The sequence below is a fragment of the Rhodoplanes azumiensis genome (genome assembly GCF_042682915.1).
Taxonomy (GTDB): domain Bacteria; phylum Pseudomonadota; class Alphaproteobacteria; order Rhizobiales; family Xanthobacteraceae; genus Rhodoplanes; species Rhodoplanes azumiensis.
Genome location: NZ_JBHUIW010000009.1, coordinates 139,086 through 161,686, shown reverse-complemented (window position 1 = coordinate 161,686; position 22,601 = coordinate 139,086). Strand labels below are relative to the sequence as shown.

General features: G+C 71.1%; 22 protein-coding genes. 9 read left to right on the top strand and 13 right to left on the bottom strand.

Features of this window, described 5'->3' with window-relative positions; translation table 11 throughout:
• The first annotated feature begins 215 nt into the window (after positions 1 to 215).
• Entirely contained in the window at positions 216 to 1,097 is an 882-nt protein-coding gene (locus ACFSOX_RS10300) for a DUF2336 domain-containing protein (RefSeq protein ID WP_378477720.1), read from the top strand.
• Here the strand turns inward: ACFSOX_RS10300 and ACFSOX_RS10295 are convergent, their stop codons facing one another.
• The 3 genes from ACFSOX_RS10295 to ACFSOX_RS10285 all read right to left on the bottom strand — a co-directional run bounded on the left by ACFSOX_RS10295 (position 1,098) and on the right by ACFSOX_RS10285 (position 4,457).
• Positions 1,098 to 1,445: a DUF1491 family protein gene (locus ACFSOX_RS10295; RefSeq protein WP_378477719.1), complete on the bottom strand. Its 348-nt coding sequence runs from the start codon at positions 1,443 to 1,445 to the stop codon at positions 1,098 to 1,100.
• Between the two features lie 110 nt (positions 1,446 to 1,555).
• On the bottom strand, positions 1,556 to 2,566 hold the full coding sequence (locus ACFSOX_RS10290) for a peptidoglycan-binding domain-containing protein (protein WP_378477718.1): 1,011 nt from the start codon (positions 2,564 to 2,566) through the stop codon (positions 1,556 to 1,558).
• Positions 2,559 to 4,457 carry a sensor histidine kinase gene (locus tag ACFSOX_RS10285; protein ID WP_378477717.1) on the bottom strand — a complete coding sequence of 633 codons (1,899 nt, stop codon included), beginning with the start codon at positions 4,455 to 4,457 and terminating at the stop codon, positions 2,559 to 2,561. Before ACFSOX_RS10285 ends, ACFSOX_RS10290 begins: the two co-directional genes overlap by 8 nt.
• Positions 4,458 to 4,915: 458 nt before the next feature.
• On the opposite strand from ACFSOX_RS10285, the gene ACFSOX_RS10280 reads away from it, so the two are divergent.
• A complete protein-coding gene (locus tag ACFSOX_RS10280; protein WP_378477716.1) occupies positions 4,916 to 5,344 on the top strand; it encodes a DUF5330 domain-containing protein in 429 nt (142 codons plus the stop codon).
• Between the two features lie 179 nt (positions 5,345 to 5,523).
• Positions 5,524 to 5,952, top strand: a complete 429-nt coding sequence (locus ACFSOX_RS10275; protein ID WP_378477715.1) for a SufE family protein — start codon at positions 5,524 to 5,526, stop codon at positions 5,950 to 5,952.
• A 215-nt stretch (positions 5,953 to 6,167) separates the two neighbouring features.
• Here ACFSOX_RS10275 and ACFSOX_RS10270 read toward each other — a convergent pair whose 3' ends face one another.
• Positions 6,168 to 7,457 (bottom strand): ABC transporter substrate-binding protein, encoded by a 1,290-nt coding sequence (locus tag ACFSOX_RS10270; RefSeq protein WP_378477714.1) that lies wholly within the window; start codon positions 7,455 to 7,457, stop codon positions 6,168 to 6,170.
• A 254-nt stretch (positions 7,458 to 7,711) separates the two neighbouring features.
• Here ACFSOX_RS10270 and ugpB point away from each other — a divergent pair, with 254 nt between their 5' ends.
• Complete coding sequence (ugpB, locus tag ACFSOX_RS10265) at positions 7,712 to 9,067, top strand: sn-glycerol-3-phosphate ABC transporter substrate-binding protein UgpB (RefSeq protein WP_378477713.1); 1,356 nt, start codon at positions 7,712 to 7,714, stop codon at positions 9,065 to 9,067.
• A 99-nt stretch (positions 9,068 to 9,166) separates the two neighbouring features.
• Here the strand turns inward: ugpB and ACFSOX_RS10260 are convergent, their stop codons facing one another.
• Together ACFSOX_RS10260 and ACFSOX_RS10255 are read right to left on the bottom strand one after the other, a co-directional pair.
• Positions 9,167 to 9,985 (bottom strand): LssY C-terminal domain-containing protein, encoded by an 819-nt coding sequence (locus ACFSOX_RS10260; protein ID WP_378477712.1) that lies wholly within the window; start codon positions 9,983 to 9,985, stop codon positions 9,167 to 9,169.
• Between the two features lie 64 nt (positions 9,986 to 10,049).
• On the bottom strand, positions 10,050 to 10,703 hold the full coding sequence (locus ACFSOX_RS10255; protein WP_378477711.1) for a 3'-5' exonuclease: 654 nt from the start codon (positions 10,701 to 10,703) through the stop codon (positions 10,050 to 10,052).
• A 205-nt stretch (positions 10,704 to 10,908) separates the two neighbouring features.
• On the opposite strand from ACFSOX_RS10255, the gene ACFSOX_RS10250 reads away from it, so the two are divergent.
• Positions 10,909 to 11,184, top strand: a complete 276-nt coding sequence (locus tag ACFSOX_RS10250; RefSeq protein WP_378477710.1) for a hypothetical protein — start codon at positions 10,909 to 10,911, stop codon at positions 11,182 to 11,184.
• Between the two features lie 18 nt (positions 11,185 to 11,202).
• Here the strand turns inward: ACFSOX_RS10250 and ACFSOX_RS10245 are convergent, their stop codons facing one another.
• The 6 genes from ACFSOX_RS10245 to ACFSOX_RS10220 form a co-directional block, all read right to left on the bottom strand.
• The gene (locus ACFSOX_RS10245; RefSeq protein WP_378477709.1) at positions 11,203 to 12,378 is read right to left on the bottom strand and encodes an MFS transporter; all 1,176 of its coding nucleotides are present in this window, start codon (positions 12,376 to 12,378) and stop codon (positions 11,203 to 11,205) included.
• Positions 12,379 to 12,685: 307 nt separating this feature from the next.
• Complete coding sequence (locus tag ACFSOX_RS10240; protein WP_378477708.1) at positions 12,686 to 14,143, bottom strand: caspase family protein; 1,458 nt, start codon at positions 14,141 to 14,143, stop codon at positions 12,686 to 12,688.
• Positions 14,144 to 14,280: 137 nt separating this feature from the next.
• Entirely contained in the window at positions 14,281 to 15,420 is a 1,140-nt protein-coding gene (locus ACFSOX_RS10235; protein ID WP_378477707.1) for an alpha/beta hydrolase, read from the bottom strand.
• Between the two features lie 166 nt (positions 15,421 to 15,586).
• Positions 15,587 to 16,633 (bottom strand): amino acid ABC transporter substrate-binding protein, encoded by a 1,047-nt coding sequence (locus ACFSOX_RS10230; protein WP_378477706.1) that lies wholly within the window; start codon positions 16,631 to 16,633, stop codon positions 15,587 to 15,589.
• Between the two features lie 3 nt (positions 16,634 to 16,636).
• The gene (locus ACFSOX_RS10225) at positions 16,637 to 17,182 is read right to left on the bottom strand and encodes a L,D-transpeptidase (protein ID WP_378477725.1); all 546 of its coding nucleotides are present in this window, start codon (positions 17,180 to 17,182) and stop codon (positions 16,637 to 16,639) included.
• A gap of 229 nt (positions 17,183 to 17,411) precedes the next feature.
• Entirely contained in the window at positions 17,412 to 18,335 is a 924-nt protein-coding gene (locus ACFSOX_RS10220; protein WP_378477705.1) for a ketopantoate reductase family protein, read from the bottom strand.
• Between the two features lie 269 nt (positions 18,336 to 18,604).
• On the opposite strand from ACFSOX_RS10220, the gene ACFSOX_RS10215 reads away from it, so the two are divergent.
• Positions 18,605 to 19,030, top strand: coding sequence for an Hsp20 family protein (locus ACFSOX_RS10215; protein WP_111360345.1), 426 nt, complete (start codon positions 18,605 to 18,607; stop codon positions 19,028 to 19,030).
• A 49-nt stretch (positions 19,031 to 19,079) separates the two neighbouring features.
• Positions 19,080 to 19,370, top strand: a complete 291-nt coding sequence (locus ACFSOX_RS10210; protein WP_378477704.1) for a BQ00720 family protein — start codon at positions 19,080 to 19,082, stop codon at positions 19,368 to 19,370.
• Between the two features lie 134 nt (positions 19,371 to 19,504).
• On the opposite strand, the gene ptsN is transcribed toward ACFSOX_RS10210, so the two are convergent.
• The gene (gene ptsN, locus ACFSOX_RS10205; RefSeq protein ID WP_378477703.1) at positions 19,505 to 19,963 is read right to left on the bottom strand and encodes a PTS IIA-like nitrogen regulatory protein PtsN; all 459 of its coding nucleotides are present in this window, start codon (positions 19,961 to 19,963) and stop codon (positions 19,505 to 19,507) included.
• A 279-nt stretch (positions 19,964 to 20,242) separates the two neighbouring features.
• On the opposite strand from ptsN, the gene ACFSOX_RS10200 reads away from it, so the two are divergent.
• Positions 20,243 to 20,998, top strand: coding sequence for a sulfite exporter TauE/SafE family protein (locus tag ACFSOX_RS10200; RefSeq protein ID WP_378477702.1), 756 nt, complete (start codon positions 20,243 to 20,245; stop codon positions 20,996 to 20,998).
• 424 nt (positions 20,999 to 21,422) lie between these two features.
• Entirely contained in the window at positions 21,423 to 22,535 is a 1,113-nt protein-coding gene (locus ACFSOX_RS10195) for a Gfo/Idh/MocA family protein (RefSeq protein WP_378477701.1), read from the top strand.
• Positions 22,536 to 22,601: the final 66 nt, after the last annotated feature.

Here is a 22,601-nt window from a genome sequence, read left to right as displayed (position 1 = left end):
GCAGAATCAATGCCGTGCACCTCTTCAAGCACAATCCGTGCCGGACAGCCGTGGGACGACCCCGGCCATGACGGGGAGACCCTCGCCCCGTCGTCACCGATCGCTCGCATTCGAGCGAAAAGGTTAACGCCTTGTTGGGGTTAAGCCTCCGCTAACGAGTCCCGTCTTAAGCTCTCGGAAAGGTCGTTTCGAGCGCCGGCGAGGCTTGTTCGCGTATGTCGTCCTTGTTTCCGGGACTGGACAGTCTGGTCGGGCTCGCCCGCCATGGCGTCGACGTCAAGCCGACGCTGCTGCGCGTCCTCACCGATCTGTATGTCCAGAAGCCGACCCATACGCCGGACGAGGAGCGTCAGTATGTCGAGCTGTCGCTGCGCCTGATCGACGCCGTCGACGCGGCGACTCGCGACATCGTCGCCAAGACGCTCGCCGCCTATCCGGGCGCGCCCGAGACGGTTCTGGCCCGGCTCGCCGGGCGGCCGGCGCCCGCGGAGGCGCCGCCGCCGCCCGAGACGCGCGGCCGGAGCGAGGCGCGCGCTCTGGTGCGCGACTTCTTCAATGCCGACACGGACGGCCGCCGCAGCCTCCTGGACGCGCTCGACCGCGCCGGTCCCTTGGTTGCCGGGGCCTGGCCGACGCCGGGCGATGAGGTGGCGCGCCGGCTGGAGACGAGCGTGCTCGGCGGCCGGCCCGGTGACTTCGTGCGCGAGCTCGAGCGAGCGCTCGGCATTTCGCGAACGCTCGCCGAACGGATCGTCAACGATCTCGGCGGCGAGCCCCTGGTGGTCGCGGCGCGCGCCCTCGCCGTGCCGGCTCCGGTGCTCCAGCGCATCCTGCTGTTCGTCAACCCGGCGATCGGCCACTCGGTGCGGCGCGTCTATGCGCTGAGCGCCCTCTACGACGAGATCAGCCTCGCGCCGGCGTTGCGGCTGGTCGCCGCCTGGCGCACCGCCGAGCCGGCGGCGCCGACCGCCGCCCCGGCGCGCCCCGGGCCGTCGATCGCGGCGCGCGCGGCGACGACCCGCGGCCGATTCGGCACGGGGGCGCCGGCGCTCGTCCCCGATCGTCTCGTCGGGCCGCCCCGAAAAGCCGGCGTCTGATCAGCGCAGCACGCGATCGAGGAAGTGCCGCCCCGACGGCTCCTCGATCTCGACCACCCAGACGTCCGGATCGAACCGGCTCTCCTTGGCGATGAACGCCTCGACGTCGCGCTCCGGCACCGGGCTCTCCGTCATGACCGAGACGAAGGCGCGGTCGAACGGCATCGCCTCGTCGAACGCGGTCTGTGGCGCCGGGCCGTAGAGGTCGGCGGTGCCGTTCAGCCGGTTGACGATGACGAAGACGGCACCGGCCTCCTCGGCGCCGCGCCGGCGCACCGCCGCGAAGACGCCCTCGACGCCGCAGCGCCGGATATAGGCCGCGACCCAGATTCCCGATTTCAGACGCATGCGGCCTCGGAAGGAGCGAATAGCGAATGGCGAGGGGCGAATAGTGAAGGAGCGGGCGAGCGGGCGCCATCCCCACGCGCTACTCGCTGCTCGCTACTCGCTGATCCCGCTCACTCGATCGGCCGCCCGGTCAGCGCGACCAGCTCGCGCACCAGGCGGTCGCTGACCTGCCCGGTGACCGGCATGCGGCGGGCCTCCTCGAAGGCCGCGATGGCGTCGTGGGTCGCCTTGTCGTGGCTGCCGGTCGGCCGCACCTGGCCGTAGCCGTAGTCGGCGAGCGCCCGTTGCACGGCCTTGATCTGCGACGTGCCGGCGGCCGTCGCCGCGCCGCCCGCCCTCGGCTGGGCGATCGGCTGCGGGGGCGCGAGTGCCGGCGGCGCCGCGAGGCTCGTCGTGGTCACGGGCGCCACCGGATGGGCCGCGAGCGGCGTCGCCACGGCCCCACCGGTCGCCTTCGCGTGCACGACGGGCGCGACCGGTGTCCGCACGGAAGCCGACGCGGGTGCGCCCCCGGACAGAAGCCCGGCGATCGGATCCGGCCGCGGGGCCGGCGCGGCCGCCGGCTTCGGCTTGGCGGGCGAGCGGGTGATCGATTTAAGGATGGCGTCGGTCGGCTCACCGGTCGGCGACAGCCCCTGCGCCTGCTCGAAGTCGCGGATCGCCGCCTCGGTGCGGCTGCCCGCGATGCCGTCGATGGCGCCGTCGTAATAGCCGCGCCGCATCAGCTCGCGCTGGATGTCTCCGACGAGCTCGGGGCGAGCCCGCGTCGCGGGCTTGGCGGCCGTGGCGGCGGCCGGCTCGGCCTTCGCGGTCGGCTGCGCATCGGCCGGGCGCGGCCGCGGCAGCACGGCGAGCGTGCCGGTGGACTCGCGCGTCGGTGCGGGGGCCGTGGCGGTGCGCGGCCGCTCGGTCTTCAGGGCGAAGATCGGCGCCGGATGCGGGCCCGGCTGCATGTACACCGCGTTGATCACGACGGTGGCGCAGGCCGCGATGGCGGCCGCGGCGGCCAACGTGTCACGCGGCCGCCCCATGAGCTTGAGGGCGATCGCACCCGCGCGGCCGCGCGCCGCGCGCGCCCCGCCGTCCCGCCCGTCGACGTCGTCGTCGACACCATCACGCACGCTTCTTGACCGCAAACGCCGCCTCGTCGCTCGTCTCGTCGGAGGGAAGGGGCTCGGGCGGAGGATCGCCCGGCAGGTTCAGACGCCGCACCGTCGAGGTCGCGGTGGCGCGCGGCGCCGCCCGGCCGCCGCGGGCGGGATCGCAATCGAGCGGAATTCGAACCGTGACGCAAGTGCCGGCGCCGAGCCGGCTCGTCATGCCGATCTCGCCACCGTGCAGGCCGACCAGGCCCTTGACGATCGACAGGCCGAGGCCGGTGCCGTGATGCGGCCGATCGTAGGAATCGCGCGACTGGAAAAACGGATCGCCGCAGCGCGCGAGGTCGGCCTCGCGGATGCCGATGCCGTTGTCCTCGACCGTGATGGCGAGCCGGGCACCCTCGCGCCGGGCCGCGACCGTGACGCAGCCGCCGCGATCCGTGAACTTCACCGCGTTGGACAGGAGGTTGATCAGGATCTGCTTGATCGCCCGCTTGTCGGCGACGAGCTCGGGCAGTGTCGGATCGACCGCGGTCTCCAGCCGGATGTCCTGCTCGCGCGCCTTGAGCTCCAGGAGATCGCAGCACGAGCGCACGACCGGCGCCAGCGCGAACGGCTCCGGCCGGATCTCGAACTCGCCGGTCTCCAGCTTCGACATGTCGAGAATGTCGTTGACGACCGACAGGAGATGGCTGCCGGACTCGTTGATCAGGCGTGCGTATTCGAGCCGCCGCTCGGGCGTGATCTTGAGCGACTTCTCGTTGATCAGCATGTCCGAGAAGCCGATCACGGCGTTGAGCGGCGTGCGCAGCTCGTGGCTCATGGTGGCGAGGAAGCGGCTCTTGGCCGAGTTGGCGCGCTCCGCCTCGGCGCGCGACTCCTCGACGGCGCGCTCCTGCTCCTTACGCTCCGTCACGTCGCGCATCACCGCGACCACCTCGCGCGTGGCGCCCTCCGGCCCGGCGACGGCGCGATCGAGCGGGCGACAGCGCATCTCGATCCAGATGAACCGCACCGGCTCGCCGGCGACGTCGGGATCGCGCCTGACCCTGAACTCGACCGAGCCCGAGAGCCCGTGCGCGGCGGCGTCGGCGAGCGCGTTCAGATAGGCCGGCCGGTCGGCGATGTGGACGCGATCGAACAACCCGTGGCCGCGCAGCTCGGCGGCGCGCGCGCCGAACAGCGGCTCGGCCGCCGGCGAGACGAACAGCACGGCACCATTGTGGCCGTGGCGCGTGATCACGTCGGTCATGTTGCGGGCGAGGAGCCGGTAGCGATCCTCCTCGGCGTAGAGGAGCCAGAAGCTCTTGCGGGCGAGCGACTCGGCGCCGAGCGCGAGGCCGGTCGCGTAGAGCGAGGCCGAGACGATGCCGAGCGCGGCGAGCGCGCCCGCGTCGTGGCCGACGCCGATCTGCGCCGGCAGATGACCGGACGCGGTCAGGCCGACCAACAGGCCGGCGGCGCCGAGCGCCATGGTCGAGGCGAGTGCGACGACGCGGCGCGACGCCGACAGCGCCGCCTCGAGCGGCACCACGACGAGCCAGATCGCCGCGAAGGATCCGATGCCGCCGGTCTTCGCGGCGACGACCGTGACGACGCCGGTGAGCGCCAGCGCCGAGAGCAGATGCGCGTTCTCGTAGCGCCCGGTCCGCGAGAGATAATAGGAGACGAGAATCGGCGCGGCGAGCCAGCAGAACACCAAGACCTCGAGCGCGCTCGGCGCGCCCCGCCAGGCGAGCCACGCCGGGAACGCGACCAGCGCCGTCAGGCTACCGATCAGCCGCGGTGCGATGAACGCCCGGTGCCGGGCCCGCGCCAGCGGGTCGGCCTGCACCGAGGGGTGCACCAGCGCGTCCACGTAATGTCCGAGTGATCCGATAACGCTCACGTCGCCCACTGCACGTCCCGACATGGACGCCCCTTCGCGTCGATGGGATCGTGTCAGACCCCCCTTAAACGAACACTAAGGTCGCCGCTCCGCGGGGAAGCGGTTTCGTCCGCACACGACAAAGCCCCGTTCCGACGCGATCCATTCTGCGCGAATGGTGAACGCGACGTTGAATGGTGAACGCGACGTCAATTGGTGAACGGTCCGTCAAGACGCGCGAACGAACGGCGTTAGCGCCGATGAAATCGATGTTTTCTCCATCGCCCCCGCCGAATCGTCCAACCCCTTGAACGAGCGACGCACGGGATGCCCGAAAGGTGCTGACCGATGGTGAACGCGATCGTTCGAATTGTCCTAAAACTCGCGTCGAATGCGACCGTCGCGCCGAACCGCGCGTCAAAGCCCTGCTGCTACGGTCCACCTCGGGGAACAATGAACAGGGACACGGGACGAGGGAGACGGGGCACACAGGGACAGGGACAATGGGTTTCTTGTTGCGCACGGCCTTCTGGCTCGGCGTCGTGGCGGTGCTGTTGCCGACCGTCACGCGCGGGCCGTCCGAAGGCGACGGCGCGCCGGCGGTGAGCGCGGCGGATGCCGCGGCCGCGGCCGCGTCGACGGTCGCGGATCTGCGCCAGTTCTGCACCCGTCAGCCCGACGTGTGTGCCATCGGCACCCAGGTCGCGGTGGCGGTCGGGCAGAAGGCGCAGGCCGGGGCGAAGATCATGATGGAGATGGTGAGCGAGACGCTCTCCTCGTCCGACCGCTCGCCGGTCACGACCGGCGCCAGCGCCCTCAAGGGCGACCTCGCGCGGCCGCAGGCCTCGCAGAACACGCTGACCTCGGCCGACCTCGCGCCGGACTGGCGCGGGCCGATCGGCCGCCGGGACGCCGGCCGCCCGCCGGGCTGAGCCGGACACCACGGAACGACCGAACGGCGGCCCGCGGGCCGCCGTTCGCGTTTTTGCGCGCGTGCGCGCCATCCGCCGGACGGCGAATTCCCTTCCGGCGCGTTCCCCCTTATGTATGCGGAGAACGGCCGCGTCGGCGGCTCGACCGAAGATCAGCCTGGACGGCGAGACCACGCGACATGACCCTCGACGAGATCCTCGACAACTTCGCGCTGCTCGACGACTGGGACGACCGCTACCGCTACATCATCGAGCTCGGCCGCACGCTGACCCCGCTGCCGGAGGCCGACCATGTCGAGGCCAACAAGGTGCAGGGCTGCGCCAGCCAGGTGTGGCTGACGACGCAGGTGCGGCCCGACGGTGCCGACGGACCGGTGCTGAGCTTCGTCGGCGACAGCGACGCCCACATCGTGCGCGGCCTGATCGCGATCCTGTTTTCGCTCTACTCGGACAAGCCGGCCAAGGAGATTCTTGCGATCGAGCCGGCCACCATCTTCGAGACTCTCGGCCTCAAGGAGCATCTCACGCCGCAGCGCTCCAACGGCCTGAAGTCGATGGTCGCCCGCATCCGCCGCGACGCCGAAGCGGCGCTGGCGGCACGCGGCTGACACTGCAAGGCCGGTGAGACCGCGGGCCGCTCCACCCTTCACCCTCATGGTGAGGAGGCTGCGAAGCAGCCGTCTCGAACCATGCGGCCACGGACAGGCCGTGGTCCGATCCGGTGCGGGCTCGACCTCGGTGCCCGCCCGCGCCCTTCGAGGCTCGACCTACGGCCGAGCACCTCAGGACGCGGGCGGAGAGAGGCACGTGCGTCGCATTGCTCTCACGACCGCCCCTGCCAGGGCGGCATCGGCAGCACCGGGGCGGCGACGGCGAACTCGGCCGGAAGCACGACGGTGGGCGTGCGGCCGCGGTTCTGCACCACGGCGGCCTGGATGTTGTTGTTCTGACCCTTCTCGTCGAAGCGGATCGGGCCGCCCGTCATCACGTGCTCGGCTATGTCGGTCGCCTTCACGGCCTTCATCAGGGTCGGGCCGTCGCTGGTGCCGGCGCGCTTGAAGGCATCGGCGGCGATCATGATCGCCTCGAACGTGAAGCCGGCGTTGAAGCAGTCGACCTCGAAACGGTTCGACGGATGGGCGCTCTTGAACGCCGCGGCGAGCGCCTGCGTCACGCTCGACTTGGCGTTCGCCCACGGCAGGTTGGTGATGTGGAAGTCGGCCAAGGGCCCGAGCGCCTGATAGAACTCCTCGTCGTAGAGGCCGGGCGAGCCGGGCGAGATGATCGCCTTCGGCTCGAAGCGCTGGCGCACCATGTCGCGGATCAGCTTGATGGCGTCGGAGGAGCGCGTCGTCGACATCACCAGCTCGGGCGCGAGCGCGCGGATCTTCGTCACCTCGACGGCGAGATCCTGGGCCTTCGGATCGTAGGCGATCGATTCGAGGATCGGGAACGGCAGCCCGGCGGCCGGGAACAGCCGATCCATGGCGGCGCGCTGCGCCGTGCCGAAGGTGTCGTTGGCATGGACGAACACGGCGGTCTTGAACCGGATGCCGGCGGCGTCGATCAGATCCTTGATCAGCTTGAGGCCGCTCGAGACCACCATCACGTTGGTGTGGAAGTTGCGCACCAGATACGTGTAGCCCTGCTCGGTGAGCTGCGGCACCGAGCCGATGTTGACGATCAGCGGCACCTTGCGCTGCTCGCAGATCTGGGCGATCGCCAGCGTCGCGCCCGACTCGAAGGCGCCGACCACGCATTGCGCGCCTTCCGAGATCGCCCGCTCGGCCTGGGTGCGCGCGATGTCGACATTCGACTCCGAATCGACATGCAGCAGCTCGACCGTGACGCCGAGGTCGGCCAGCACCTTCGGGGCGACGACGGCGCCACGGTGGCAGGCCTGCCCGGCGGCGGCGAACAGCCCGGAGCGCGGCAGCACCACGGCGACCTTGAGGGCCTTCGCCTGGGCGCGCACGACCGCCGGCGCAGCCAGCACGGCACCGGCCGCGGCGACCCCGGCCAGCACGGTTCGTCGGCTCGGCCGGGCGGCCGTGGACGCGACCGGCGGCGCGGAAACGGCATCGGGGGGCGGAAACTCGGGCTCGACTGGCATGGCAATGGTCCTGCTGACGGGGCGACCGGCGCGTCCGCTCGCAATAATCCGGGGCGGAGCGGGAAGGAAGGCCGGATCGTAGCAATTTCGCGACCCGTGAGCATGCCGTCATCTTGGGCAGGTCGCCCGCGGCGACCCGGCCGGCCGGGGGGAGTTCCGGGAACGCCCACCTGTCCTGTAGGATCGCGGCGCCGCCCCTCGGGGGCGTCCAGCGGCCGCGCTCGGCGACGGCCTCGCGAGGGGGAGGACGTGCAGTGCGACCGACGCGCATTCGATGGGCCATCGCCCGGACCGTGACGGCCGGCCTGCTGCTCGCCGCCGCCCTCGCGGCGCCGCGGCCGGCGGCAGCGGCCGAGATCCAGTTCTGGCACGGCATGCCGGGCGAGCTCGCCTATCCGCTGGAAGACCTCGTCGCCGGCTTCAACGAGCAGCAGTCGGAGCACCGGATCGTCCCGGTGTTCAAGGGCCTCTACACCCAGACCATGATGGCGGCGATGTTCGCCACGCGGATCGGCGAGCAGCCGGCGATCGTGCAGATCGCCGAGGTCGGCACCGCGACGATGATGACGCGCCGCGACGCGATCGTCGCCGTCCACGAGCTGATGCGCCAGGAGAAGGCACCGTTCGATCCCGCCGCCTACATTCCGGCCGTCGCCGCCTATTACACCGACGGCCGCGGCCAGATGCTCTCCTTCCCGTTCAACTCGTCGGTGCCGATCCTCTTCTACAACAAGGACAAGTTCCAGGCCGCCGGACTCGATCCGGAGACGCCGCCGACGACCTGGCCGGAGGTCGAGGCGGCGGCCAAGAGGCTGCGCGCCGCCGGGCAGGCCTGCGGCTTCACCACCGACTGGCCGTCCTGGATCAACATCGAGAACTTTTCCGCCGTGCACGGCCTGCCGCTCGCCAGCCGCGGCAACGGCTTCGAGGGGCTCGACGCGACGCTCGCGATCGACAACCCGCTGATGCTGCGCCATCTCGAGGCGCTGGTCGCCTGGCAGAAGGCGGGCATCTTCGTCTATGGCGGGCGCGCCACGCGGGCCGAGGAGAAGTTCCTCGGGCGCGACTGCGCGATCTTCCTCGGCTCCTCGGCGTCGCGCGCCGAGATGCTCAACAACGCCACCTTCAAGGTCGGCTTCGGCCCCCTGCCCTATTGGCCGGACGTGCGCGGCGCACCGCATCCGCCGCTGATCGGCGGCGGCAGCCTCTGGGTGCTGCGCGGCAAGACCGATGCCGAATACGCGGGCGTGGCGAAGTTCTTCGCCTATCTGTCGCAGCCCGCCGTGCAGGCGCGCTGGCACCAGACGACCGGCTATCTGCCGATCACCCGCGCGGCCTGGGAGACGAGCCGCAAGAGCGGCTTCTACGAGAAGAACCCGGGTGCCGACATCGCCATCAAGCAGCTCGGCCTCGCCCCGCCGGCGGCCGGCCGCAAGGGCCTGCGGCTCGGCTCCTACGTGGTGGTCCGCGACATCATCGAGGAGGAGGTCGAGCAGGCGCTCGCCGGGGCGAAGACGCCGGCCGCCGCGCTGAAGGCCGCCACGGCTCGCGGCAACGCCGTGCTGCGCGACTTCGCCGCCCAGAACACCACGGCGTCCGGAACGCGGTGAGGCCCGGGCCGGGCCGGAGAACGAGCGGCGCTGTCGCGTTGCCTCGACCCCGGGGGAGCCGCCTCATCTCCCGGAGGCGTTCGGCCGGCGAACCGCACCTCACTCCAGCCGCGCCACCGTGATCTCGCCGTCGGCCTTGTAGTGGTTGACGCGGCGCGGCGGCACCGTCTCGCCGGCACGCACGAAGGTCGGGTCGGCGATCACCCGATGCTCGGTGAGCTCGGCGACGATCAGGTCGCGCTCGGCATTGGTGTCGTCGTCGGTCGCGTGGGTGACCTGGAAGGTCAGCCGGGTGAAGGACAGGCCGGTGTCACGGGTCGCGGCCCCGACCCACATCACGGTGTCGCCCGCGGGCGGCGGCGGCGTGCCGAGCCAGAATTCCGGCGTGGTCGGCGACACATCGGCGCGATCCATCCCGAGCGCCCAGAAGCGGACGTGATGGCGCTGGCGCGGGCTGTCGCCGATCGGCTTCTGGAAGCCGATGTCCTGGCCGCGCCCGAACAGATGCAGGGTGCTGAACGGCGCCGTCGGATAGGGCCGGTTCAGCACGAAGGCCTGCACCATCCGCCACGAGCTCGACAGCGACAGCGGATCGGCCTCGGCCCAGCCGGCCGCCGCGAAGGCGGCGCACAGCTGCGCCTTGGTGCCGACCAGCACCAGGTTCACCGGATCGCCGGGCAGCCCGTCCACCGTCATGGTGAAGCTCGGGATGCTGGTACGGCGGAGAATGCGCAAGGCCCCGCGCACCGCCCGCGGCAGGATCACGTAGGCGGCGAGCCCGTAGGTGACGGCGACGGCGACGATCCAGGGCAGCCGCTGGTCGGCCGTGTCGAACACCACGAAGACGATCAGCCAGACGGTGACGACGCCGACGAACGCGACGAGCAGCCGCTGCACCAGACGAACCAGCAGTCTCATCCGCGCCCTCCCCGAGTCTGCTCGTTCAGAGCACCGGCCCGCGCCCGGCGCCGAGCACCGCGCCTCAGCCGCCGAACGTCCAGGTGCGCGGCGCCGCGGTGCCGCCGGTCTTCAGCATCGTATCGAGCAGCAGCAGCGCGTCGGCCGTCATGTCGGCGTCGAGCAGCGCGCCGTGGCGGTCGTCGCGGGCACTGGCGTCGAGGGCGAGGCGGTCGCACACCGCGGTGAGCGACGTCGACGCGCCCGGAAAGAGCTGGGCGTAGAGCCGCTGCGTGCAGACGTAGCGCGACTGCGGATAGGCGCTCTCGCCCCAGGCGATCGCCTTGGCGCGGGCGAACTCGTAGTCGAGGAAGCTGCGCTCGTTCTCGGCCGCGTGGGCGACGATCGGCGCCGTGCCGATGACGTCGCGCACCTTGTCGAGAATCGCCGGGAAGCGCGGCGCCGTCTTCAGGTCGGCCGGCTTGATGCCGTGCACCTTGATCGCGGCGGGCTCGATCGGCGCGTCGGGATTGACCAGCGTGCGGAAGGTCTCACCCTTGCGCCACCCGTCGCCGTCGCGGAGAAGCTCGACGAAGCCGACCTCGATGACGAGTCCGGGCGCCCGCCATCCCGACGGCTGCTTGCGGATGAAGCCGACGTCCGGAGTGCGCTTTCCGGTGGTCTCCGCATCGAAGGCGACCAGCCGGTCGAAGCCGTCCAAGAATCCGGGCGCGTGCATGGGCTGTCTCCTGAAGGCCGCCGCTCGATCACGCTCCATTATGGCGCAGGCTCAAGGTGGCATGCCACCGGTTCGAAAAAGCCCTCCAGGCCTCCCGGAAATACCGGATGGCGACGCCGGCCGCGACGCCTAGCATCGTGATCGTCCGCGGGTCGCCCCGGCGCACCCTGGTCGATCCCGGAGGTTGGAAGACTGGAGGTTCGGCATGGACGCGGATCGAAGGCCCGGACAGGTCGGCGGCCTGATCGTGTTCGTCGGCAGCATCGGGGCGCTGTTCCTGATCGCGCGCTTCACCCATTTCGTCTTCATGGTGATCAAGGATCCCGACCGGTTCTCGGCCGCGACGATCGCGCAAGGCGCCCTGATCGCCGCCGGGGTTCTGCTGGTCGGCGGGATCGTCGCGGCGGCTCGGCTGCTGCTCGCCCGGCACGACCCGCACCATCACGGCCCGGTCGGGCACTTCTCCGGCCGCGCCGCCTGAAGCCGGAGGCTGTCGAGATCAGTCGGTGCGCACCGCGAGCGCCGCACCGTTCGGTGCGTCCGTTTTCGACACCGCGTAGCGCCGCAGCAGCAGGATCGCCTGGACGACCAGCGCCGGCAACGCGAGCAGCATCAGCGGGCGCGCCGGCACGCCGGCCGCGAGCGCCGCCGCGGTGACGAGGCAGGCCGCGATCCCGCCGAGATCCCAGCCGGCCTCCGCCCGGTAGTGGAACCGCACCGTGCAGGGCGAGGTCTTGGCGGCATTGTAGACGGCGGTCATCAGGGTCGGGACATAGAGGCCGAACAGTGCCGTCGAGGCGAGGGCCGCGACGACGACGCCGGTCGGGCTGCCGGCGAGCACGACGCGCAGCAGCACCACGGCCGTCATGGCGGCGAGGTTGAGCCACACGGCCCGCGCGGCATGCCCGGCGTCGATCAGCCGGCCGAGCACCAGGCCGCCGACCGCGCCGGCGAGCGCCGCCGCCCCCAGGAGCCCGCCGAAGGCGTCGAAGCGGCGATCGAAGGCCTCGAACATGATCAGGCCCCAGGTGACGGCGAAGCCGCACATCACGAAGCCGTCGGTGGCGAACAGCCGGACGCCGTCGCGGAACGGCGCGGGCCCCGGATCCTCGCCGATCGCGACGTCGGGCACGCTCACGCCGCGGAACGGCACGATGGCGATCAGCGCGACCACGGTCGCAGCCGCGAAGGCGGCCCAGCCGTGCCAGGTGAGCAGCAGCCCGCCGACGACGGGGGCGACCGTGTCGGCCAGAACCATCACGACGGTGCGCACGCCGATCTGGGCGCCGCGCTCGCCGACGTCGCCGGCGGCCGCGAAGACGGCGTGGTAGCAGGTCCAGTAGACGACGTCGGCGACCGCCACGGCGAGCACATAGGCCGCGATGGTCCAGGGCCGGCCGGCATCGACCAGGGCGAGCACCGGGAATTGGCCCGCGAACAGAACGCACCCGACCAGCATGGCGTTGCGCAAGCCGGCGCCGCGGATCAGCGCGAAGGCGGCCGGCCGGGTGACGAGCCGCAGCCCCAGCATGGCGGCGAGCGCCAGGAAGGCGCCGGCGGGCGACAGCCCGGCGCGGAGCAGCACGGCGAAGAAGAAGATGCCGGCAAGCCCCCAGGCGAGCTGGCGCAGCCCGGCATGCACGGCCAGCCGGTTGACGTCGGGATTGCGGAACAACGGGATCTCCGGGGGCGCGCGACGATGGCGCTGCGATAGCACACGAAGGGGCGGGATGGCGGCGGGGCCGCGCAAATGACGACCACGGCGCGCGCGACTCACCCCCTCCCCACCCCCACAAGGGGGGTGGGAGCCGGCTGCGGCCCGGCAAAGACGGCCGAGACGAAACCGGAAGCCGGCCGCCGGGTCGGACGCCGCGGCTTCAGCGTTCCCTCCCCGCTTGTGGGCGAGGGACAGCGAGGGGGAGTAGCCGCGAGCGCGGAGCCGACGATCATCCGCTGCAGCGAGCCCCGCAGAAGAAAAAAACTCACTCTGGCGTCAGAACTTCCTCGCCGCGGCCGGCCTCCCACAGGCCGGTGAGGCGGCCGTCGCTGCCGAGCGCGTAGACGACCGGGGTGGCGGCGCCCCAGTCGACGGTGAGGATGTTGCCGTCGAGCCGGCCGGTGCCCTGATAGCTCGATCCGACCTTCCAGTTCAGCCGGTAGAGGTCGCCCTCGCGCCGCAGGGTGAGGGTGCCGGAATAGCGGCTGCCGTCGGCGTTGCGGCCGGCGACCCGGTAGCGCCCCTCCTGCAGCGTCATGCGGCCGGGGGCGGCGAGCGCGAAGGGGACGAGCCGCTCGGTCGCGGTGCCGTCGGCCCATTCGCCGTCGAGCACGGCGCCGGAGCCCGCTCCGAAGCTGTAGACGACCGGGTGCTTCTGGCCCCAGTTCACCACCAGCATGCGGCCGGCGAACTCGCCGTTTCCACGGAAGATCTGGCGACCGATCCACCAGGTGAAGCGCATCCCGTCGGCGGTCGGCTGCAACGCCACCATGCCCTTGTAGCGGCTGCCGTCGGGATTGCGGCCGTCGGCCCGGTAAATGCCGGCGAGCTGCGGCGCGATGGTCGCTTGCGTCGGGCGCTGGTCGCGCGGCGCGGCGACCGGCGGCGGCGCCGGGGCGGGTCCGACAGAGGGCGGCGGCGCAGGCGACGGCCGGGGGCCGCCGCCGGGAGCCAGTGCCGCCTCGCGAAAGACGAAGTCGCCGAAGAAGGACGACGACAGCCACGGCGTCTGCTTGCCCGACGTCTCCTGATAGACGCCCTTGAGGGTGCGCTTGAACGTGTCCTCGAGATTGAGGCCGGGGGTCAGCAGGGCGCGGGCGAGATGCTTGGTGTAGGGGCTGTTGCGACCCTCGCCGTCGAGCGCCACGGCGCCGGGCGAGGTCGAGAAGGAGACGAACACGCGGGCGCCGCTGTCGATGCGCGACAGGCCCTTGGTGCCGGTGCCGGGCAGCGGATTGTCGCGGCAGGCGTCGAGCACCACGATGTTGAGCGCGTTGCCGGCCGCCGTCATGGCGTCGACCACGTCGGAGGCGGCGACCGAGGCGGCGCGCAGCTCCTCCGGGGTCGGCGCCTTGGCCATGACCGGCACGATGTAGTTCTCGCCGCCGACCTGGATGCCGTGCCCGGCGAAGAAGAACATCCCGACGCCACCGCGCGCCTTCAGCGTGTCCGTGAACCGCTTCACCGCCGCCTGTAGGGCGGCCTGATCGGCATTGGTGGCGAGCGTCACGTCGAACCCGGACTGGCGCAGGGCCGCGGCGACGTCGGTCGCGTCGTTGACCGGGTTGGCGAGCGGGGCGAAGCCGTAGGCGGCGTTGCCGACGATCAGTGCGGTGCGCGGCTCGCCGGCGGCGCGGGCCGGAGCGACGCCCACCACGGCCGTGGCGACGGCGAACAGCATGGCGACGAGGGAGTGAATCGCGGCCCGGACGGGTCGTGGCATGCGGCATTCCATGCGGTGCCCTGCCGCGGGACGCGGCATCACGGGCCGACACGGAACCATAACGGCCGCTCTCGGCGACGACAACACGATGTCGCCCGACCGAACCCGGCCGACGCGGCGGCGCGGAGCGGCGCCGGTCAGTAAGGCTGCAGGGAGGCGGCCGGCCCCGCCGGTCGCGGCGGCTCCGCATAAGCGCCACCGCCATAGGCACCGCCGGACACCGGGCCGGCAGAGACCGGCCCACCCGGCGCCGGCACGCTGCCGACCGGCGCACTGCCCCAGGTTCCCTCCTCGATGGCGCGCCGGATGACGCCGCGGATCTGCTCGTTGGAGAGGAACAGGTCGTGATTGATCACGCCGAAGCCGCTGGCCGAGGCGTCGATGACCCTGATGCCGACGCCCTCGAGCTGCGCCTTCTCGGCGGCACCGACGCGCGTCACACCGCCGGCGATGATCCGCGACACCGCGAGCGCGCGGTCGTTGGTCGCGGTCACCACCGTGATCTTGTCGGCGAGCCGGCCGATCCGACCGACCGAGGAGACGAACACGTCCATGTCGATGTCGGGCGAGGCGAACACGATGGCGCCGATGCGGTTGACGAGATCGTCGCCGCGCCGCGCATGGACCTGGCGCAGCGCCTCCAGCGTCAGCATGGTGCCGATCGAGTGCGCCACGATGTTGATGCGCCCGACCGTCGGGCTGACGACCAGCTGATCGAGCACGCGGTCGAGCGAGTCGCGCGACCACATCACGCTCTCGCGGTCGTAGCCGTAGTCGAGCAGCTTGGCCCGCGACGGCCACGAGAACAGCATGCTGGCGCCGCGGAACGAGACGCCGTCGGAGAGCTTCACGGCGTCGAGCGCCGCGGTCTCGAAGGTGGTGTTGTAGCCGTGGACATAGAGGAGGAGATCGCGCCCGGTCGGCACGCCGCGGAACAGGTCGTCGACCTGCCCGACCCGGTCGATGCCGACGAGCTTCCAGTCCGACAGGCCGACGGCGGCGAGCGAGAAGCGGCTGCCGTCGGGCGGCTGCAGGCGCGCCTTGGCGATGGTGAGCGGCCCACGCTCCGCCCCGAACCAGGGCGACGCCTGGGCGCCGTTGGCGGCACGACGATTGGTGGCGACCAACAGGCTCGGCTGCGTCGCGAGCGCCGAGGCATCGTAGACCGGTGCGTCGGCGCCGACGCTGGCACAGCCGCCGAGCGCCAGCGCGGCGGCCGCCGCACCCGACGCGAGCAGAAAAGCCCGGCGCGACGGCGCCGTTCTGTTCGTCTCCATCGTGATCATGTCCCGCGTGCCGCCGCGGCGCTCGCGGGCGCCCGGCCGTTCCCCGTCCCTTCCCTGATCCCCGATCGCGGCGAGAGCAGGGCGAGCCCGTGATCCGGGCCCGCTGAACGCGACGGTAACTCGGCGGGTGTCCTCGACCGAAAACGTTACCGCCGGGTTACTGCAAGGGCGGAGCGTACTGAATCCCGCCGGCGCTCCACAGGTGATTGAGGCCGCGCGGGATGCCGAGCGGCGTCTTGACGCCGACATTGCGCTCGAACACGTCGCCGTAGGTGCCGACATGCCGCACGATGCGCACCACCCAGTCCTTGGTGAGACCGAGCGCGCCGCCGAGATCGCCGTCGTTGCCGACCAGCCGGCGGATCTCGGGCTTCTCCGAAGTCTTGGCGCGGTCGAGCGTCTGCGCCGTGACGCCCGCCTCCTCGGCGTTCAGCATGGCGAAGTGGACCCACTTCACGATCAGCGCCCACCGGTCGTCACCTTGGCGCACCGCCGGGCCGAGCGGCTCCTTCGAGATCACGTCGGGCAGGATGACGTGATCGGCCGGCGTCTTCAGGCCGGCCCGCTCGGCGTGGAGCTGCGAGACGTCGCTCGTGATCACCTCGCAGCGACCCTCCTCGTAGGCCTTGACGACACCGCGGGCGTCGGCGATCGGCACCAGCGTCGCCTTGACGTCGTTGGCGGCGAAGTAGTCGGCGGCATTGCGCAGATTGGTGGTGCCCTCGCGCACGCAGACCTTCACGTCCTTGAAGTCGAGCGGCGACTGCGCGCCGACGCTGTTGCGCAGCATGAAGCCCTGGCCGTCGTAATAGGTGGTCGCCGGGAAGACGAGGCCGAGCTGCGCCTCGCGGGCGAGCGTCCAGGTCGAGTTGCGCGACAGCACGTCGATCTCGCCCGCCTCGAGGGCGGCGAAGCGCTTGTCGGCATCGAGCGGCACGAAGCGGACCTTGTCCGGATCGTCGAAGATCGCGGCGGCGAGCGCCCGGCAGAAGTCGACGTCGAAGCCGGTCCAGCGGCCCTTGTCGTCCTTGACCGAGAAGCCGGCGAGGCCCTCGCTGACGCCGCAGACGAGGCTGCCGCGGTCCTTGACGGCCTTCAGGGTTCGCGCCTGTTGGGCCTGCGCCTCGCCGGCCGCCACGCTGGCGGCGCCGAGGGCGAACGCGATCGTCGCCGCGACGGCGGCGCGTGAAGCGAACTGAGTCATGGATCAGAGCTCCGGAGCCTGGCGGACGACCACCCGGGTGCCGACCGGGATGCGCTCGTAGAGATCCTCGATGTCCGAATTGACGAGGCGGAAGCAGCCCGACGACACGGCGTGGCCGATCGTCTGCGGCTGGTTGGTGCCGTGGATGCGATAGACGGTGCCGCCGATGTAGAGGGCACGCGCTCCCATCGGGTTGCCGGGGCCGCCGGCCATGAAGCGCGGCAGATAGGGCTGGCGCTCGATCATCTCGGGCGGCGGCGTCCAGTCCGGCCACTCGGCCTTGCGGACGATGGTCTTGAGGCCCTGCCACTGGAACCCGTCGCGGCCGACCCCGATGCCGTAGCGCAGCGCCCGGTTGTTGCCCTGGACGACGTAGAGAAAGCGCTCCGAGGTGTGGACGATGATGGTGCCGGGCGCCTCGGTGGTCCGGAAGAACACCAGCTGGCGCTGCAGGGCCACCGGGAGGCGCTCGTCCTCCGGCACGAAGCCGGGCTGGTCGTCGATCTTCATGGTCTCGACCGAGCCGAACCGGCCCGTCTGGGCCGTCACCGGACCGCCGAGTGCCACGAGGGCGAGCAGCGCGGTCGTCAACGCGAAATAGGCGCGCAAGATGTCCACCTCCCCGGAAAGAACCAAAGTACCAACCGGAGATTTCGCACCACAGGATTGAAGCAGAAATCGGACGGCGGCACCGCGCTACCGCACGTTGTGGTCACGCTTTCGACCGTCCGCCCCCAGGGCGGCCGGTGAGGAGCTCGCCCGGACCTCGCCCGGCTGCTCAGCCCGGGCGTCCCTCCGCATGGAGAATCAGCACGTCCCGCACCGCTTGGTTGAGTGGGGTCGGCACCCCGGCCGCGGCCCCGAGGTCGACCACCCCGCCCGACAACCAGGGCAGCTCGAGCCTGCGGCCGGCGGCGAGGTCGTGGAACATCGAGGCGACCATCCCGGCCGGCAGGGTGTCGATGAAGGCGAGCCTGTCCGCGGGGAAATCCACCGGCACCGCGACCCCGCGGGCGCGGGCGACCGCCACCACCTCCTGCATCACCCCGAGCAGCATCGCCCGGGTCGCGGGGTTCTCGCGCACCGGCCCGATCGGGCAGCGGGTCGCGCAGGTGAGGGCCGAGAGGCCGACCAGAAAAACGAATTTCTGCCATATCTCGCGGGTGATGTCGGTCGAGATCTCGGCCTTGATGCCGCCGGCCAGGCACGCCGCGAGAAACCGCTCGGCCCGCTCCGAGCGGGCGCCGTCGAACTCGCCGAAGACGAGCCGCTGCATGGTGCCGGTCTGGGCGATGACGCCGGGCCGCGCGATGGTGGTCGAGACCTGGGCGATCGCCCCCATCAGGGCGGCGTCGCCGACGATCGGCCGCAGCATGTCGTCCTTCTGGACGCCGTTCTGGAGCGACACCACGGCGGTCCCCGGCCGGACGATCGGGGCGATGGCGCGCGCCGCCGCCTCGGTGTCCCACAACTTGACCGCGAACAGGACGAGATCGACCGGGCCGATCGAGGCCGGGTCGTCGGTCGCCTGCACGTGCGGCAGCGTGAACGGATCCTCGGCGCTCTCGATCGTCAGCCCGGGGCTCCGCAGCGCGGCGAGATGCGCCCCGCGGGCGACGAACACGACGTCCGCCCCGCCGCGGGCGAGCCGCCCGCCATAGAAGCCTCCGAGCCCGCCCGAGCCCATCACCGCGATCCGCATGGTCGTTCTCCCGTGTGGCCGTCCCGTCCGCTCTACTCCTTCGCGCATGGCCGCGGCAGGGGGAACGGCGGAGCGGCTGGATTGCGCGCCGGGTGGGGCCCGCCGGTCTCCGCCGAGCCTTCGCAGTTGCAGCGTCGGCGTTCTTGAACGCTTAAAAGATATTCCCATATCCTGGGATGTCCGGACCCGGCAGGCCCAAGCGGCTGACGAGACCGGACGGGGCGCCGCAAGGGCCTCTCCCCAAAGTCGCTGCACAGGACTTTGAGACCATGTCGCGTGTGTCTTCGCTCTCCAGCCCGTTCCTGCTCGGCTTCGACGAGATCGAGCGGGCTCTCGATCGGGTGTCCAAGGCCGCGGACGGCTATCCGCCGTACAACATCGAGCGGATCGCCTGCGCCGACGGCCAACCGGAACGGCTGCGCATCACGCTCGCCGTCGCCGGCTTCACCCGCGAGCAGCTCGACGTCACCGTCGAGGAGAGCCAGCTCCTGATCCGGGGCCGGCAGCAGGAGGACAAGACACGCCAGTATCTGCATCGCGGCATCGCCGCGCGTCAGTTCCAGCGGACCTTTCTGCTGGCCGACGGGATGGAGGTATTGGGGGCCGACCTCAGCAACGGCCTCTTGTCGATCGATCTGGCGCGTCCGGAGCCGGCGCGCGTGGTGCGATCGATCGCCATCAGGCAGACGGACTGACGGTCACGCACAGGACTCGGCAAAGCCAGAACACAAGGAGTCGAGGGCCATGAACAACGACACCGATCCCCGCAATACCGATCGCCACGAGACCGACCGAAACGAGGCCATCTCGGCGGAGGCGCTGGCGCATCTCGGCGACGGCCGCATCGCCTACGTGAAGGCGATTCGCTCGGAAGACCTGCCGACGCTGTTCCCACAGGCGCCCCTGGTGGCGCCCGGCCTGCGCCTGTTCGCGCTGCACGCCGCGGACGGCACGCCGATCATGATCACCGACAGCCGCGAGGCGGCGGTCGCCAACGCCTGGAGCCACGAGCTCGAAGCGATGAGCGTCCACTGAGGTGCACGGACGCCGAACGGCCGGCGCGCCGCGGCGCGCGCCTTGCGTGGCTTCGCGACGATCAGAATCGGAAATGCCCGGCCGACGTGCCGGGCATCGTCGTTTCGGGGCACGGCAAGCGACGGCGTGGCGGCTCAGCTCACCGGCGGCGGCATGGCGAGCACGGCGTAGAGCGCCTCGCGATCCTGCGAATCGCGCAGCATGCGGGTGATCTCGGGCTCGCGCAGCATGCGCGCGATGCGGGCCAGCGCCTTGAGATGATCGGCGCCGGCACTTTCCGGCGCGAGCAGCAGGAACACGAGGTCGACGGGCTGGCCGTCCAGCGCCTCGAAGTCGATCGCCCGATCGAGCCGCGCGAACAGGCCGAACAGCTTGTCGAGCCGCGGCAGCTTGCCGTGCGGAATCGCGATGCCGTTGCCGATCGCGGTCGAGCCCAGCCGCTCACGCTGCATGAGCACCTCGAGGATCTCGCGTTCCGTGCGCCCGGTCAGTTCGGCGGCACGCTCGGCGAGTTCCTGGAGCGCTTGCTTCTTGTTGTTGACCTTGAGCGCCGGAATGACCGCTTGCGGCGCGACGAGATCGTTCAGCGGCATGGAACGGTCCGACTCGGGGAAACGATGCTCGGCGCACACCCTGGGGCGACGGCGCGCGGACGATAGGGACCGGTCCGGGCCGCGTCAATAGCGTGGCGGGCAGTCCCGGGCCGCACGGATCGGGTGGTCGACAGTGCCACCAGGGGGCTCCCCCACATGCGGTCTTCTCTCGATTCGACAATGACTTGGCCGATCGGCGGCCGGCCGGCCTCGATTGCGTCCGTCCGCCCGTCGTGGCAGAGGTGTGCTCCCTCCGCCACGCTGTCCCGGTGACCGACGATGGGTTTCGACGCGCTGCCGTCGCTCGATCAGATCGCCGTCGCGCTGCCGACGCTCGCGGTCGCCTATGTGATCTTCGGCATCGCCGGATTCGGCACCGCGCTGATCGCCGCGCCGGTGCTCGCGCACGCCATGCCGGTCGCCGCCATCGTGCCGACGCTCGCCCTGCTGGACTGCGGCGCCGCGATCGTCAACGGCATCCGCATCGGCGACAAGGTGGCGAAGGACGAGCTGTTCACATTGGTGCCGCTGATGGTGGTCGGCAGCGTGGCCGGGGCCTGGCTTCTCCTGATCCTTCCGCCGCGGCCCATGATGCTGGCGCTCGGCGTCTTCGTCGTCGGCTACGCCGTCCACGCGCTGTTCGCCCGGCCGCCGGAAGCGCGGCTGTCGCGCGGCTGGGTGCTGCCGTTCGGCGGCATCGGCGGCATCGCGAGCGCGATGTTCGGCAGCGGCGGCTTCATCTACGCCATGTATCTGGGGCGACGCCTCGCCGACAAGGACGCCATCCGCGCCACCCAGAGCGCGCTGATCGGCCTCTCGACGATGACGCGCGCGATCATCTTCGCGCTCGCCGGCGTCTATTCGGACGGTACGCTCGTCGTCTTCGCGCTGCTGCTGGTGCCCGGCATGCTGCTCGGAACCTGGGCCGGGCATCACGTCACGCTGCGCCTGTCGCGTGATCAGTTCCTGAAGATCCTCTATCTGGTCCTGATCGCCTCCGGCACGACCTTGCTGATCCGCGCCGCCGCGATGTGACGCAGCCGGGCCAGGTCGAAGCCTCGCTTAACCGTTGCGAGTATCGCTCCGTCGTCCCGGGGCGGCGCGTCAGCGCCGAGCCGGGATCCATACCCCCTGTCCCGCGGGCAACACCAACACCGGGCGTATGGACCCCGGGCTCGCGGATCTTAAGGTCCGCGAGCCCGGGATGACCAATCACGCGAAGCCCTCGCCCGCGCGGACGACGATCACCGGGAGGCGAAAGCTCTGAAACGCGCCCGCTGGTGCGACGCAACATCGTCGGCCCGGTCCACCCATTGCGGTCGTCGACCTCCCGCCCACGCCGCCCAGTGCTGCATCTGAACATGGAAGCTCTGCAAAGCGGGATTAGCCGGGCCGTTGACGCCCCCGGGGAGTGCGTGATGACTTCGGACAACAACGCGATAACAACCGGGGAGCGACCATGAAGGGGCGAACGCCGAAGAAGCTCGGGCTCGCGATCGTCGGTGCCGGCCGCGTCGGCCTGTTCCGCGGCGAGGTGGCGACCCGCCACCCCTCGGTCGAGTGGATCGGCATCGCCGAGCTCAATCCCAACCGCGCCGCCTCGGTCGCCGAGAAGATCGGCGCCGACTTCGTCACCGACAGCCATCGCGAGCTCCTGGCCCGGCCCGAGGTGAACTGCGTCATCATCGCCACCGACGAGCACCTGCACGTCGATCCGATCATGGCGGCGGTCGAGCGCGGCCTGCCGATGCTGATCGAGAAGCCGCTCGCCACCGATCTCGCGGCCTCGGCCAAGGTGCTGGCCGCGATCGAGAAGGCCGGGCTCGACGCGGTGGTCGGCTACACCCAGCGGTTCCGCCGCCGCTGGCTCGCCACCAAGGAGAAGTGCCGCTCCGGCGCGCTCGGCGAGATCGAGCTCGTCACCTCGCGGGCGTTCATGAATCGCCTGGTGGCGATCGACAACTACAAGCGCACCGACGACCCCGCGACCATCTCGCCGCTCGTCATCTCCGGCACGCATGCGCTCGACATCTGCATGTGGTGCCTGGAGGAGAAGACGCCGACCGAGGTCTACGCCCGCTCGGTCGACAAGGTGCTGGGCCCGCTCTACCAGGGCATCGACGCGACCGCCGGAATGATCATGTTCTCGGACGGCACCGTCTATCATCTCAGCATCTCCTGGGCCATGCCGGTGACCTGGCCGGCCGCCGTCTACAGCCTCGAGGTCGGCATCGCCGGCACGACCGGCGTGCTGACCATCGACGACACCCATCGCGACATCGTCCTCGCCGTCACCAAGCCGCAGTCGGAGGGCTACAATCCCGACGAGCGGCGCCTCGTCGACTTCATGGGCAGCTATCCGCCCGGCGACATGGCGCTCGGCGAGCTGCGCGGCCCGATGGCGGAGGAGACCGTGTCGTGGCTCAACCGCATGGCGCTCGGTATCCCGACCGTCGCCGCCACGGCCGCCGAGGCGCACCGCAACCTGATGCTCACCAAGGCGCTCGACCTCTCCGCCAAGCGGAAAGCGGCGGTGCCGCTGCCGCTCGACCCGGCCGAGCTCAACGCCTGATCGACGCGACGCGCGACGACCGCCGGACGACGATGCCGCCCGGCCCCGGCCGACAGAAGACGAGAG

Bases quoted from the DNA above. Each gene is read 5' to 3' on its own strand.
- ACFSOX_RS10300 (WP_378477720.1), top strand. From the start codon at position 216: ATGTCGTCCTTGTTTCCGGGACTGGACAGTCTGGTCGGGCTCGCCCGC.
- ACFSOX_RS10295 (WP_378477719.1), bottom strand. From the start codon at position 1,445: ATGCGTCTGAAATCGGGAATCTGGGTCGCGGCCTATATCCGGCGCTGC.
- ACFSOX_RS10285 (WP_378477717.1), bottom strand. From the start codon at position 4,457: ATGTCGGGACGTGCAGTGGGCGACGTGAGCGTTATCGGATCACTCGGA.
- ACFSOX_RS10280 (WP_378477716.1), top strand. From the start codon at position 4,916: ATGGGTTTCTTGTTGCGCACGGCCTTCTGGCTCGGCGTCGTGGCGGTG.
- ACFSOX_RS10275 (WP_378477715.1), top strand. From the start codon at position 5,524: ATGACCCTCGACGAGATCCTCGACAACTTCGCGCTGCTCGACGACTGG.
- ACFSOX_RS10270 (WP_378477714.1), bottom strand. From the start codon at position 7,457: ATGCCAGTCGAGCCCGAGTTTCCGCCCCCCGATGCCGTTTCCGCGCCG.
- ACFSOX_RS10260 (WP_378477712.1), bottom strand. From the start codon at position 9,985: ATGAGACTGCTGGTTCGTCTGGTGCAGCGGCTGCTCGTCGCGTTCGTC.
- ACFSOX_RS10255 (WP_378477711.1), bottom strand. From the start codon at position 10,703: ATGCACGCGCCCGGATTCTTGGACGGCTTCGACCGGCTGGTCGCCTTC.
- ACFSOX_RS10250 (WP_378477710.1), top strand. From the start codon at position 10,909: ATGGACGCGGATCGAAGGCCCGGACAGGTCGGCGGCCTGATCGTGTTC.
- ACFSOX_RS10240 (WP_378477708.1), bottom strand. From the start codon at position 14,143: ATGCCACGACCCGTCCGGGCCGCGATTCACTCCCTCGTCGCCATGCTG.
- ACFSOX_RS10235 (WP_378477707.1), bottom strand. From the start codon at position 15,420: ATGGAGACGAACAGAACGGCGCCGTCGCGCCGGGCTTTTCTGCTCGCG.
- ACFSOX_RS10230 (WP_378477706.1), bottom strand. From the start codon at position 16,633: ATGACTCAGTTCGCTTCACGCGCCGCCGTCGCGGCGACGATCGCGTTC.
- ACFSOX_RS10220 (WP_378477705.1), bottom strand. From the start codon at position 18,335: ATGCGGATCGCGGTGATGGGCTCGGGCGGGCTCGGAGGCTTCTATGGC.
- ACFSOX_RS10215 (WP_111360345.1), top strand. From the start codon at position 18,605: ATGTCGCGTGTGTCTTCGCTCTCCAGCCCGTTCCTGCTCGGCTTCGAC.
- ACFSOX_RS10210 (WP_378477704.1), top strand. From the start codon at position 19,080: ATGAACAACGACACCGATCCCCGCAATACCGATCGCCACGAGACCGAC.
- ptsN (WP_378477703.1), bottom strand. From the start codon at position 19,963: ATGCCGCTGAACGATCTCGTCGCGCCGCAAGCGGTCATTCCGGCGCTC.
- ACFSOX_RS10200 (WP_378477702.1), top strand. From the start codon at position 20,243: ATGGGTTTCGACGCGCTGCCGTCGCTCGATCAGATCGCCGTCGCGCTG.
- ACFSOX_RS10195 (WP_378477701.1), top strand. From the start codon at position 21,423: ATGAAGGGGCGAACGCCGAAGAAGCTCGGGCTCGCGATCGTCGGTGCC.